The organism is Rhodococcus sp. DMU2021 (genome assembly GCF_019641445.1).
Lineage (GTDB): Bacteria > Actinomycetota > Actinomycetes > Mycobacteriales > Mycobacteriaceae > Rhodococcus > Rhodococcus pyridinivorans.
On the sequence record NZ_JAIFKB010000001.1, the window covers coordinates 545,313 to 557,057 of the forward strand.

General features: G+C 68.0%; 12 protein-coding genes. 9 read left to right on the plus strand and 3 right to left on the minus strand.

Features of this window, described 5'->3' with window-relative positions:
• Positions 1–45 precede the first annotated feature (45 nt).
• The 7 genes from K3M35_RS02580 (at position 46) to K3M35_RS02610 (ending at position 6,650) form a co-directional block, all read left to right on the plus strand.
• The gene (locus K3M35_RS02580) at positions 46–864 is read left to right on the plus strand and encodes a metalloregulator ArsR/SmtB family transcription factor (RefSeq protein ID WP_064060310.1); all 819 of its coding nucleotides are present in this window, start codon (positions 46–48) and stop codon (positions 862–864) included.
• Between the two features lie 115 nt (positions 865–979).
• Entirely contained in the window at positions 980–2,425 is a 1,446-nt protein-coding gene (gene sufB, locus K3M35_RS02585; RefSeq protein ID WP_024100815.1) for a Fe-S cluster assembly protein SufB, read from the plus strand.
• Positions 2,426–3,637, plus strand: coding sequence for a Fe-S cluster assembly protein SufD (gene sufD, locus K3M35_RS02590; protein WP_064060312.1), 1,212 nt, complete (start codon positions 2,426–2,428; stop codon positions 3,635–3,637).
• A 51-nt stretch (positions 3,638–3,688) separates the two neighbouring features.
• Positions 3,689–4,477 (plus strand): Fe-S cluster assembly ATPase SufC, encoded by a 789-nt coding sequence (gene sufC / locus K3M35_RS02595; protein WP_064060313.1) that lies wholly within the window; start codon positions 3,689–3,691, stop codon positions 4,475–4,477.
• A 4-nt stretch (positions 4,478–4,481) separates the two neighbouring features.
• Positions 4,482–5,735 (plus strand): cysteine desulfurase, encoded by a 1,254-nt coding sequence (locus K3M35_RS02600; protein ID WP_064060314.1) that lies wholly within the window; start codon positions 4,482–4,484, stop codon positions 5,733–5,735.
• Between the two features lie 4 nt (positions 5,736–5,739).
• Complete coding sequence (gene sufU / locus K3M35_RS02605) at positions 5,740–6,231, plus strand: Fe-S cluster assembly sulfur transfer protein SufU (RefSeq protein ID WP_026061042.1); 492 nt, start codon at positions 5,740–5,742, stop codon at positions 6,229–6,231.
• Positions 6,231–6,650: a metal-sulfur cluster assembly factor gene (locus K3M35_RS02610; RefSeq protein WP_006551506.1), complete on the plus strand. Its 420-nt coding sequence runs from the start codon at positions 6,231–6,233 to the stop codon at positions 6,648–6,650. Before sufU ends, K3M35_RS02610 begins: the two co-directional genes overlap by 1 nt.
• A 56-nt stretch (positions 6,651–6,706) precedes the next feature.
• Here the strand turns inward: K3M35_RS02610 and K3M35_RS02615 are convergent, their stop codons facing one another.
• Together K3M35_RS02615 and K3M35_RS02620 are read right to left on the minus strand one after the other, a co-directional pair.
• Positions 6,707–7,741: a Ku protein gene (locus K3M35_RS02615; RefSeq protein ID WP_019289299.1), complete on the minus strand. Its 1,035-nt coding sequence runs from the start codon at positions 7,739–7,741 to the stop codon at positions 6,707–6,709.
• Positions 7,742–7,838: 97 nt separating this feature from the next.
• Entirely contained in the window at positions 7,839–8,954 is a 1,116-nt protein-coding gene (locus K3M35_RS02620) for a lycopene cyclase family protein (RefSeq protein WP_064060315.1), read from the minus strand.
• A 167-nt stretch (positions 8,955–9,121) separates the two neighbouring features.
• Between K3M35_RS02620 and K3M35_RS02625 the strand changes: the two genes are divergently transcribed.
• Together K3M35_RS02625 and K3M35_RS02630 are read left to right on the plus strand one after the other, a co-directional pair.
• A complete protein-coding gene (locus K3M35_RS02625) occupies positions 9,122–10,753 on the plus strand; it encodes an ABC-F family ATP-binding cassette domain-containing protein (protein WP_033096629.1) in 1,632 nt (543 codons plus the stop codon).
• A 120-nt stretch (positions 10,754–10,873) separates the two neighbouring features.
• Positions 10,874–11,125 (plus strand): helix-turn-helix domain-containing protein, encoded by a 252-nt coding sequence (locus tag K3M35_RS02630; protein ID WP_026061044.1) that lies wholly within the window; start codon positions 10,874–10,876, stop codon positions 11,123–11,125.
• Positions 11,126–11,142: 17 nt separating this feature from the next.
• On the opposite strand, the gene K3M35_RS02635 is transcribed toward K3M35_RS02630, so the two are convergent.
• Positions 11,143–11,709, minus strand: coding sequence for a TetR/AcrR family transcriptional regulator (locus K3M35_RS02635; protein WP_006551512.1), 567 nt, complete (start codon positions 11,707–11,709; stop codon positions 11,143–11,145).
• Between the last annotated feature and the right edge of the window lie 36 nt (positions 11,710–11,745).

Here is an 11,745-nt window from a genome sequence, read left to right on the forward strand (position 1 = left end):
GGTCTCCGACGGCTCCGTCACGAGGTGTAACAAAGGGCACCCTTGGTGGACCGTCCTTCCGAATTCCGTCACACTGGTGTTGTGAAATACCCGTCCGACACCACCGACACCGCAGAACGCGCAGGTCACGCACCTGCCGCGACGGCGTCGCGCGTCGAGGACACCCGCAAGAATCCTGCTTCGACGGGCCGCGAGATCCCGGAGGGTCAGACCCGCGCCGCCGTCGTGCAGTTGCTGCTCGAAGAAGGTCCCATCACCGCGCCGGAGATCGGCGAGCGTCTGGGGCTCAGCGCCGCGGGCGTGCGACGCCATCTCGACGCGCTCATCGAGTCCGGTGAGGCGCAGGCCGCCGCGCCGCCGCGCAGGCAAGGACGCGGTCGTGGCCGCCCCGCCCGCCGCTTCCAGCTCACCGCCGTCGGACGCGCCCGCCTCGGGCACTCCTACGACGATCTCGCCACCGCCGCCATGCGGCACCTCCGCGAACTCGGCGGCGACGCTGCCGTGGAGGACTTCGCACGCCGCCGTGTGGACTCGATCCTCGGCACCATCGCGCCCGCCGACGAGAACGTCGACGACGTCGAGAGCGTCGCCGAGGAGATCGCCGGGGCGTTCACCGCCTCCGGTTTCGCCGCCTCGACCCGCCGCGTCGGCACCGGCGTGCAGATCTGCCAGCACCACTGCCCGGTCTCGCACGTCGCGGAGCAGTTCCCCGAACTGTGCGAGGCGGAGCAGGAGGCCTTCGTGCGGATCCTAGGAACCCACGTGCAACGCCTCGCGACGATCGCGAACGGCGACGCCTTCTGCACGACACATGTGCCCGTTCTCTCCAAAGCGGACGCGCCCCGTCCGGAGCCGCCTACGTGACGATCCCACCGCGAGTGCTCCGCGAACCAGGGCACATCAGGAAGACATCCACCCACCCGTCGACCGTCGACGCACAGCCCGCGCCGACGCCCACCAGACTCCGGAAGGAGCTCGCATGACCGTCGCATCGGATCAGACGTCCGGAACCGCGCCGCTGACGCAGGAAGAGACGATCGATTCTCTCGGCCACTACGAATACGGCTGGGCGGACCCCGACACCGCGGGCGCCACGGCACAGCGCGGCCTGTCCGAAGAGGTCGTGCGGGACATCTCCGCCAAGAAGAACGAGCCCGAGTGGATGCTCGATATCCGCCTCAAGGCGCTGCGCACCTTCGACAAGAAGCCGATGCCGGTGTGGGGCTCGAACCTCGACGGAATCGACTTCGACAACATCAAGTACTTCGTGCGCTCGACGGAGAAGCAGGCCGCGAGCTGGGACGAGCTCCCCGAGGACATCAAGAACACCTACGACAGGCTGGGCATCCCGGAGGCGGAGAAGCAGCGCCTCATCGCCGGTGTCGCCGCCCAGTACGAGTCCGAGGTGGTCTACCACCAGATCCGCGAGGACCTCGAGAGCCAGGGCGTGATCTTCCTCGACACCGACTCGGGCCTGCGCGAGCACCCCGAGCTGTTCAAGGAGTACTTCGGCACGGTCATCCCGGCCGGCGACAACAAGTTCTCCGCCCTGAACACCGCGGTGTGGTCGGGTGGCTCGTTCATCTACGTCCCGCCGGGTGTGCACGTCGACATTCCGCTGCAGGCCTACTTCCGCATCAACACGGAGAACATGGGCCAGTTCGAGCGCACCCTGATCATCGTCGACGAGGGCGCCTCGGTGCACTACGTCGAGGGCTGCACCGCCCCGATCTACAAGTCCGACTCGCTGCACTCCGCGGTCGTCGAGATCATCGTCAAGAAGGGCGGCCACTGCCGCTACACGACCATCCAGAACTGGTCGAACAACGTCTACAACCTGGTGACCAAGCGCACCAAGGTCGAGGCCGGCGGCTCGATGGAATGGATCGACGGCAACATCGGTTCCAAGGTGACGATGAAGTACCCGGCCGTGTGGATGATGGGCGAGCACGCTCGCGGTGAAGTGCTCTCCGTCGCCTTCGCCGGCGAGGGCCAGCACCAGGACACCGGCGCGAAGATGCTGCACCTGGCGCCGCACACCTCCTCGACCATCGTGTCGAAGTCGGTGGCGCGCGGCGGTGGACGAGCCTCCTACCGCGGCCTCGTGCAGGTCAACAAGGGCGCCCACGGCTCGAAGTCGACCGTCAAGTGCGACGCGCTGCTCGTCGACCAGATCAGCCGTTCCGACACCTACCCGTACGTCGACATCCGTGAGGACGACGTCACGATGGGGCACGAGGCGACCGTCTCGAAGGTGAGCGACGACCAGCTGTTCTACCTGATGAGTCGCGGACTCGACGAGGACGAGGCCATGGCCATGGTGGTGCGCGGATTCGTCGAGCCCATCGCCAAGGAACTACCGATGGAGTACGCCCTCGAACTCAACCGCCTGATCGAACTGCAGATGGAAGGGGCAGTCGGCTAAATGACTGCGGAAGCGAAGAACACGCCGGCTACCGCGACGGGCGTGCAGGATGCCGTGCGTGCCGAGAACCGGGTGCCGGCAATCAACAAGGGTGAGGTCTTCACGTCCTTCGATGTGAACGCCTTCGAGATTCCGTCGGGTCGCGACGAGGTGTGGCGGTTCACCCCGCTGCGCCGCCTGCGCGGTCTGCACGACGGCACCGCTCCCGCGACCGGCACCGCGACCGTCGAGGTCACCCCGGTCGACGGCGTGCAGGTCGAGACCGTGGCGCGCGACGACGCGCGACTCGGACAGGCCGGTGTGCCGTTCGACCGGATCGCAGCACAGGCGTACTCGTCGTTCGAGACCGCGACCGTCCTCACCGTCGGCCGCGAGGTCGAGGTCGCCGAGCCCGTCACCGTGACGATCACGGGACCGGGTGAGGGCGCCGTCGCCTACGGTCACGTGCAGATCCGGCTCGAGGCGTTCGCCAACCTCACGCTCGTCATCGACCAGCGCGGCAGCGGCACCTACGCCGAGAACATCGAGTTCGTGCTCGGCGACAGCGCACAGCTGAAGGTCGTCGCGGTGCAGGACTGGGCCGACGACGCCGTACACGTCGCCGCGCACCACGCTCGCGTCGGCCGCGATGCCGTGCTTCGCCACTTCACCGTGGCGCTCGGCGGCGATCTCGTGCGCGTGTCGGCGACCACCAAGTACGACGGCCCCGGCGGCGACGCCGAACTGCTCGGCCTGTACTTCGCCGACGCCGGCCAGCACTTCGAGCAGCGCCTGCTCGTCGACCACTCGCAGCCGAACTGCAAGTCGAACGTCGTGTACAAGGGTGCGCTGCAGGGCGATCCGGCCTCCGGCAAGCCCGACGCGCACACCGTGTGGATCGGCGATGTGCTCATCCGCGCCGAGGCCGAGGGCACCGACACCTTCGAGCTCAACCGCAACCTGGTGCTCACCGACGGTGCGCGCGCCGACTCCGTGCCGAACCTCGAGATCGAGACCGGTGAGATCGTCGGTGCCGGACACGCGTCGGCGACCGGCCGCTTCGACGACGAGCAGCTGTTCTACCTGCGTGCTCGCGGTATCCCCGAGGAGGAAGCGCGTCGCCTCGTCGTCCGCGGCTTCTTCCACGAGCTGCTCGAGCGCATCACGGTCGCCGAGGTCCGCGAACGGCTCGAGGCCGCCATCGAGGCGGAACTCGCCGCCGTCGGCGCCTGACGGCCGTCTCCCCGTACTCCCGATACCTCTCCACTAAGGAAACGCATTTCGATGTCCACACCTTCGAACGTCCTCGAGATCAAGGACCTGCACGTCCGCGTCGCTCAGAACGACGAGAACGCTGAACCCATCGACATTCTCAAGGGCGTCGATCTCACGGTCCGCTCGGGTGAGACGCACGCCATCATGGGCCCCAACGGCTCCGGAAAGTCCACCCTGTCGTACGCGATCGCCGGCCACCCCAAGTACGAGATCACCTCGGGCAGTATCACCCTCAACGGTGAGGACGTGCTCGAGATGAGCGTCGACGAGCGCGCCCGCGCCGGCCTGTTCCTCGCGATGCAGTACCCGGTCGAGGTGCCCGGCGTGTCGATGTCGAACTTCCTCCGCACCGCCGCGACCGCCGTGCGCGGCGAGGCTCCCAAGCTGCGCCACTGGGTCAAGGAGGTCAAGCAGGCGATGTCCGAGCTGGACATCGATCAGGCCTTCGGCGAGCGCAGTGTCAACGAGGGCTTCTCCGGTGGCGAGAAGAAGCGCCACGAGATCCTGCAGCTCGGTCTGCTGAAGCCGAAGATCGCTATCCTCGACGAGACCGACTCGGGCCTCGACGTGGACGCGCTGCGCGTCGTCTCCGAGGGCGTGAACCGCTACCAGGAGAACGAGAACGGCGGCGTCCTGCTCATCACCCACTACACCCGCATCCTGCGCTACATCAAGCCGCAGTTCGTGCACGTCTTCGTGGGTGGCCGCGTCGTCGAGTCCGGTGGCCCCGAGCTCGCCGACGAGCTCGAGACCAACGGCTACGTTCGTTTCACCCAGGCAGCAACGCAAGGAGCGTGATCGGATGACGGTGCCGGTGCGGACCTTGGACATCGCCCGGATCAGGGCGGATTTCCCGATCCTCGCGCGCACGGTGCGCGACGGCAAACCCCTGGTCTACCTCGACTCGGGGGCCACCTCCCAGCGTCCGGTGCAGGTGCTCGACGCCGAGCGTGAGTTCCTGGCGACGCGGAACGCGGCCGTGCACCGCGGTGCGCATGCGTTGTCGGAGGAGGCGACCGACTCGTACGAGGACGCCCGCGCTGTCATCGCGTCGTTCGTCGGGGTCGACGTCGACGAGGTGGTGTTCACCAAGAACGCCACCGAGTCGCTCAACCTCGTCGCCTACGCCTTCGCCGACGACCGGTTCCCGCACCGGCTCGGACCCGGTGACGAGATCGTCGTCACCGAGCTCGAGCACCACGCGAATCTCGTTCCTTGGCAGGAACTCGCGCGGCGCACGGGTGCCACCCTGCGCTGGTACGGCGTCACCGACGACGGCCGCATCGATCTCGATTCGCTGACGCTGACCGACGCTGTGAAGGTCGTGGCGTTCACGCACCAGTCGAACGTGACCGGCGCGGTCGCCCCCGTCGAGGAGATCGTGCGACGCGCGAAGGAGATCGGCGCGATCGTCGTGCTCGACGCGTGCCAGTCGGTGCCGCATATGGCCGTCGACTTCCGCGCCCTCGGAGTCGACTTCGCCGCCTTCTCCGGACACAAGATGTTCGGTCCGTCCGGCGTCGGCGTTCTCTACGGTCGCCGCGACCTGCTCGCCGACGTGCCGCCGTTCATCACCGGTGGCTCGATGATCGAGACGGTGACGATGGAGGCCACGACCTTCGCCGCACCGCCGCAGCGATTCGAGGCCGGTTCGCCCATGGTCTCGCAGGCCGTCGGCCTCGGTGCCGCCGTGCGCTACCTGCAGGACATCGGGATGGACGCCGTCGCTGCACACGAACACGAGCTGACCGCTGCTGCGCTCGCCGAGCTGGGCGGCATCGACGGCGTGCGCATCATCGGACCCACGACCGCCGAACAGCGGGGCGGGGCGGTGTCGTTCGTCGTGGACGGAATCCATGCGCACGATCTCGGCCAGATCCTCGACGACGAGGGCGTGGAGATCCGGGTCGGACACCACTGCGCCTGGCCGCTGCACCGCCGCTTCGGGGTGGCCGCGACCGCCCGCGCATCGTTCGCCGTGTACAACACGCCGGACGAGGTGCAGGCACTCGGCGCGGCGATCCGGCGCGCCCAGAAGTTCTTCGGGGAGGCGTGATCCGATGCGGATGGAGCAGATGTACCAGGAAGTGATCCTGGACCACTACAAGCACCCGCACAATCGCGGACTGCGCGAACCGTTCGGCGCCGAAGTGCACCACGTCAACCCGACCTGCGGCGACGAGGTGACCCTGCGCGTGCACATCGACGGCGACACCGTCGCCGACGTCTCCTACGACGGGCAGGGCTGCTCGATCAGCCAGGCGTCGACGTCCGTGCTCACCGACCAGGTGATCGGCGTTCCGCTCGGCGATGCACTGAAGATCGTCGAGGGGTTCGTCGAGATGGTCGGCAGTCGCGGCACTGTCGAAGGCGACGAGGACCTGATCGGCGACGGCATCGCGTTCGCCGGCGTCGCGAAGTACCCGGCGCGCGTGAAGTGCGCGTTGTTGGGCTGGATGGCCTTCAAGGACGCGGTCGCGCAGACCGTGGACGCAGCCCCCGCCGACCTGGCGGGCGGCGCGCACACCCTTTCGAGCGGAGGACAGAACTGATGACCGAACCCGCACCGGGCACCGTGAACACCGACGAGAATCCGACGGCCGACGCCGGCGCGGACGAGACCTCGACGCTGGTCGCGGCCACGGCCCCGCCGCTGGATCCGGGCCGCCTCGACGAACTCGAGGAAGCGCTGCGCGACGTCGTCGACCCCGAGCTCGGCATCAACGTCGTCGATCTCGGTCTCATCTACGGGATCTCCGAGGTCGACGAGACCGTGACCGTGGATATGACGCTCACCTCGGCGGCGTGCCCCCTCACCGATGTCATCGAGGAGCAGGCCAAGGGCGCACTCGTGCGCAGCGGCCTCTGCGACGAGCTGCGCATCAACTGGGTGTGGATGCCGCCGTGGGGTCCCGACAAAATCACCGACGACGGACGCGAGCAGCTGCGCGCACTCGGCTTCACCGTCTGATCCGGCTGTCGCCGGCTCCGAGCCTCGGCGCCTGATCTTCGACTTCTCGTCGGAGGTCAGGCGCCTTTGCGTTCGCCGGAGGTCTTCTTGGCGGCCGTCTTCTTGGCAGGACTCTTCTTCGCCGTGCTCTTCGACGCCGAACTCTTGGACGCGGTCTTCTTCGCCGTGCTCTTCTTGGCGGGACTCTTCTTGGCCGCCGAACTCTTCGACGCCGTTTTCTTCGCGGGGGCCTTCTTCGCGTCCTCGTCTTCATCCTCGTCATTCTTCGAGGACTTCTTCCCGCCGGAGGACGAACCGGACGGGACCTTCTTGCCCGCCGCGTCGACGCTGCGCTGCAGGGCCGCCACGAGGTCGAGCACCTCGGCGTCCTCTTCGCCGGTGTCGTGTTCGGCGACCTGGAAGACCTTCTCGCCGCCGCGGGCGAGGGCCTCGTCGATCAGCGTGCGCAGTTCCACCTGGTACTCGTCGGTGAACTCGGTGGGATCGAAATCGTCGGACATCGACTCGACGAGGGTCTCGGCCATCGCGAGTTCGCGTTGCTTCGGCTTCTCGATGTCGTCGAGCGACTCGAACTCGGCTGCGCGAACCTCGTCGGGCCACAGCAGGGTCTGCAGGATGAGCAGACCGTCACGGGTACGCAAGGCCGCCAGCCGGGTGCGCTGACGAAGGGTGAAATGCACCAGCGCCGTCCGGTCGCTCTGCTCGAGAGTCGCGGCGAGCAGGCCGTAGGCCTTCGGCGACGACGAATCGGGTTCGAGATAGTAGGACTTCTCGAACAGGATCGGGTCGATCTGCTCGGTGGGCACGAACTGCAGCACCGGAATCTCGTGCTTCTCGGCGGCGGGGAGTTTCTCGAAGTCCTCGTCGGTGAGCACGACCCGCTCGCCGTCCTCGGAGTCGTACGCCTTGTCGATCTCCTGGTAGGGGACGACCTCCCCGCACTCGGTACACACACGCTGATACTTGATCCGTCCACCGTCCTTCGCGTGCACCTGGTGGAAGGAGATGTCGTGCGACTCGGTCGCCGAGTACACCTTCACTGGCACGTTGACGAGGCCGAACGCGAGTGAGCCTTTCCAGATCGACCGCATGTGTCCATCATGATCGACACCTCGGGAGCACGCTGGAAAGCTGCGAAACTCACCGGGCGGTTCGCCGAGACCTTCGCCACACGCCGCACCCGGCGGATCAGCGGAGCGAACGCAGAATGGTTCCGCGCGCACCCGTCGGCAGCACCCGGAACAGCCGCCACATCGTGGCCGCCACGCCAGTCGCGTCGTCGCGACCGGACAGGTAGGCGCGCTGCTGCTCGACCGGCAAAGCGAAGAACGCGTCGAAGAACTCGATCGCTCCGCGTGCGTCGAGTCGCAGCAGGACCCGCAGTCCCATCTGCCGCAGGGTCGCCACCGAGCGGGCGCGCACCGGCCACAGGACGCGCTGGGGGTCCTCGCCGAGGCGCACCGCGTCGATCACCGCATCCGCGGTGGACAGGGCGGTGGCCACCGCGTATCCCGTGGCCGGATGCATGAGACCACCGCGAGCGCCGAAGCCGATCACCCCGGGTGCCGTCGGTGCGCTCTCGACGGCGAAGCGCACCCGTTCGACCTGCTCGTCGCCGGTCGTGCGCACGCCTCGCGCCGCGAGGCGGATGTGCAGGCGCCGTTCGAGTTCGCCGAATCCGAGCGCCGGGCGACCGACGAGGCAGGTCTCCTCGAGGATCGTGCGTCCGTCGCCGACCGGCACCGCATACAGGAAGGACGGCACGTCGTCGGGGCCCGTGCCGTTGTCGCGGCGCCAGTCCATGAACCAGGCGTCGTGGCCGTCGAGTGCCGGAGCTGCGGTCGTATCGTCGACGATCAGCCCGAATGCCGTCTGCTGGGCACGTTCCGGTTCGGCGGGAACCCCGCGGGCATCGACGACGTAGCGGGCAGTCACCCGGCGTCCGTCGCCGAGGACCACGCCGTCCGCATCGACGTCGCGTACCCGACCCGTGACCACCGTGACGGCGTCGAGGGCGAGGAAGTCCTGCAGGCACGCCGTGTCCAGCACCCGGTAGGCACGATCGACGATCCGGGGCTCGGTCGTCCACGCCGCGGGCCTGTCGATGCGTGCTGCCACCACCTCGTCGGGCAGCCAGGCGGGCAGTTCGTCGGCCCACGCCGCGTAGGTCGCGGTCCACCGACGCTGTGGACGCACGTCGACGGCCGTCACCGACAGCCCGGCCGCGGCGGCACGGAACGCCAATGCACGGCCGGCGGGGCCGAGTCCGGCCACGACGAGGTCGGTGGCGGGAAGGTGGGTCACGGGCGCCAGCCTAGGTTGCGCACGGGGAGAACCCGACCGCGCGTGGCGAGGGGTAGTGCATCTCACCGTGGGAGAGAGGTGCTGTCACTGTAAAATGGGTGATTCGTGTGCCCGGCTGTTTGCCACCATGGCACCCATCCATCGTCTTTCGTTCTAGGAGCCCGTGCGTGATCACCGCTACCGACCTCGAAGTCCGCGCCGGCGTGCGGACGCTGCTCACCGCCCCCGGCTCGGGGCTGCGGGTGCAGGCCGGGGACCGGATCGGCCTCGTGGGACGTAACGGTGCCGGCAAGACCACGACCCTGCGGATCCTCGCGGGTGAAGGCGAACCCTACGCCGGCGCCGTGATCCGTTCCGGAGACATCGGTTACCTGCCGCAGGATCCCAAGGAGGGCAATCTCGACGTCCTCGCCAAGGATCGGGTGCTCTCGGCGCGAGGTCTCGACGAGATCCTCCGCAGCATGGAGAAGCAGCAGGCGCTCATGGCGGAGGCCGTCGACGAGAAGATCCGCGACCGTGCCGTGCGCAAGTACGGTTCGCTCGAAGAGCGTTTCGCGACGCTCGGCGGATACGTCGCCGAATCCGAGGCCGCGAGCATCTGCCACAGCCTCGGCCTGCCCGACCGGGTCCTCGGCCAACCCCTCCACACGCTGTCGGGTGGTCAGCGCCGCCGTGTCGAACTCGCCCGCATCCTGTTCGCAGCCTCGGACGGCTCCGGCGGGAAGTCCGACACCACGCTGCTGCTCGACGAGCCGACCAACCACCTCGACGCCGACTCGATCACCTGGCTGCGCGGCTTCCTGCAGAACCACGACGGTGGGCTCATCGTCATCAGCCACGACGTCGACCTGCTCGCCGACGTGGTGAACAAGGTGTGGTTCCTCGACGCGGTGCGCGGCGAGGCCGACGTCTACAACATGGGCTGGAAGAAGTACCTCGACGCACGCGCCACCGACGAGGCGCGGCGCCGGCGCGAGCGTGCGAACGCCGAGAAGAAGGCGTCCGCTCTGCAGAAACAGGCCGCGAAGCTCGGGGCGAAGGCCACCAAGGCCACTGCCGCCCAGAACATGGCCAAGCGCGCCGAGAAGTTGCTCGCCGACCTCGACGACGTGCGCGTCGCCGACAAGGTGGCCAAGATCCGGTTCCCCACACCGGCCGCGTGCGGCAAGACCCCGCTGATGGCCAAGGAGCTGACCAAGGTCTACGGCTCCCTGGAGATCTTCACCGGCGTCGACCTCGCGATCGACCGGGGCAGCCGCGTCGTCGTCCTCGGCCTCAACGGTGCCGGCAAGACGACGCTGCTGCGGCTGCTCGCCGGTGTGGAGCAGCCGGATCTCGGCGAACTCGTGCCGGGTCACGGCCTGAAGGTCGGCTACTTCGCGCAGGAGCACGACACCATCGACGACTCGGCGACGGTATGGGAGAACATCCGGCACGCCGCTCCCGACGCCGGCGAACAGGACCTGCGGGGACTGCTCGGCGCGTTCATGTTCACCGGTCCGCAGCTAGAGCAGCCGGCCGGAACGCTCTCCGGCGGTGAGAAGACGCGACTCGCCCTGGCGGGGCTCGTCTCGTCCGCGGCGAACGTGCTGCTCCTCGACGAGCCGACCAACAACCTCGATCCCGTCTCGCGCGAGCAGGTGCTCGACGCCCTGCGCAGCTATGAGGGTGCCGTCGTGCTGGTCACCCACGATCCGGGTGCGGCCGAGGCCCTCGACCCGGAACGTGTGATCCTGCTTCCCGACGGAACCGAGGACCACTGGTCCCAGGAATACCTCGAGCTCATCCAGCTCGCCTGATCGGGCCTCCGGTCGGATCCGTCCCCCGATCCGCTCCCGCTGGTCCGATCTGCGTCCGCGCAACCTGACAGTCCTCTAGCCTGGGAAAGGGACCTTTGGCGAGGGCGCAGGGAGGATCCGATGGCGCGAAATTCCGGTGGTGGAGAGACGACCTACGCGAAGGGAGCCCGAGTTACAGGGGAATCGCGGGACCGCTTGCAGGAGGATCTGAAGCGCCGCTACGAGGAAGGCGCGAGCATTCGGAGGCTCGCGCAGGAAACCGGTCGATCCTACGGTTTCGTGCACAACGTTCTCGTGGAGTCGCAGGTGCGGCTGCGGGGCCGCGGCGGCCCGAACCGTCGTCGGGCGGCAGCGAGCGACGAGAAGGCGTGAGGAACGGATCCGGCGCATCAGTCGCGCCGGCGCACGGATTCCTCGACGAGGTCCAGAACCGCGACGAGGTCCTGTTCGGTGTGCCCAGAAGCGAGGCGGGCGACGAGTCCGTCGAGCACGAGGTCTAGATAACCCAGGACGACTTCCGTCGGCACGTCGTCGCGCAGCCGGCCCGCTTCCCGCTGCCGTTCGAGGCGTCCGACGGTGGCCTCGGTGAGTTCGGCCGAATGCTGCGTCCACGCCCTCGCGAACTCGGGGTCGGTGCGGAGACGGCGCGTGATCTCGAGCCGCGTCCCGAGCCAGTCGAACTGGTCGGGGGAGGACAGCATGTCGCGCATGACCTGCACGAGACCCTCGTTGGCCGCGACGTCGGCCATCCGTCTCGCATCCTCCTGGGCGAGGGCGAGGAACAGTCCGTCCTTGTCCTTGAAATGGTGGAAGATCGCGCCACGGGACAGACCCGTGGCATCTTCGAGCAGTCGCACGGTCGCGCCGTCGTAACCGTATTCGGCGAAGCAGCGACGGGCACCGTCGAGGATCTGCCTGCGCCGCGCGGCGAGATGGTCCTCACTGACCTTGGGCACGCGCCACTTCCTTTCGGCTCGAGGGAGACGGCGGGC

Excerpts from the sequence above, each read along its gene's own strand:
- sufB (WP_024100815.1), top strand. The coding sequence starts at position 980 with ATGACCGTCGCATCGGATCAGACGTCCGGAACCGCGCCGCTGACGCAG.
- sufD (WP_064060312.1), top strand. The coding sequence starts at position 2,426 with ATGACTGCGGAAGCGAAGAACACGCCGGCTACCGCGACGGGCGTGCAG.
- sufC (WP_064060313.1), top strand. The coding sequence starts at position 3,689 with ATGTCCACACCTTCGAACGTCCTCGAGATCAAGGACCTGCACGTCCGC.
- K3M35_RS02600 (WP_064060314.1), top strand. The coding sequence starts at position 4,482 with ATGACGGTGCCGGTGCGGACCTTGGACATCGCCCGGATCAGGGCGGAT.
- sufU (WP_026061042.1), top strand. The coding sequence starts at position 5,740 with ATGCGGATGGAGCAGATGTACCAGGAAGTGATCCTGGACCACTACAAG.
- K3M35_RS02610 (WP_006551506.1), top strand. The coding sequence starts at position 6,231 with ATGACCGAACCCGCACCGGGCACCGTGAACACCGACGAGAATCCGACG.
- K3M35_RS02615 (WP_019289299.1), bottom strand. The coding sequence starts at position 7,741 with ATGCGGTCGATCTGGAAAGGCTCACTCGCGTTCGGCCTCGTCAACGTG.
- K3M35_RS02630 (WP_026061044.1), top strand. The coding sequence starts at position 10,874 with ATGGCGCGAAATTCCGGTGGTGGAGAGACGACCTACGCGAAGGGAGCC.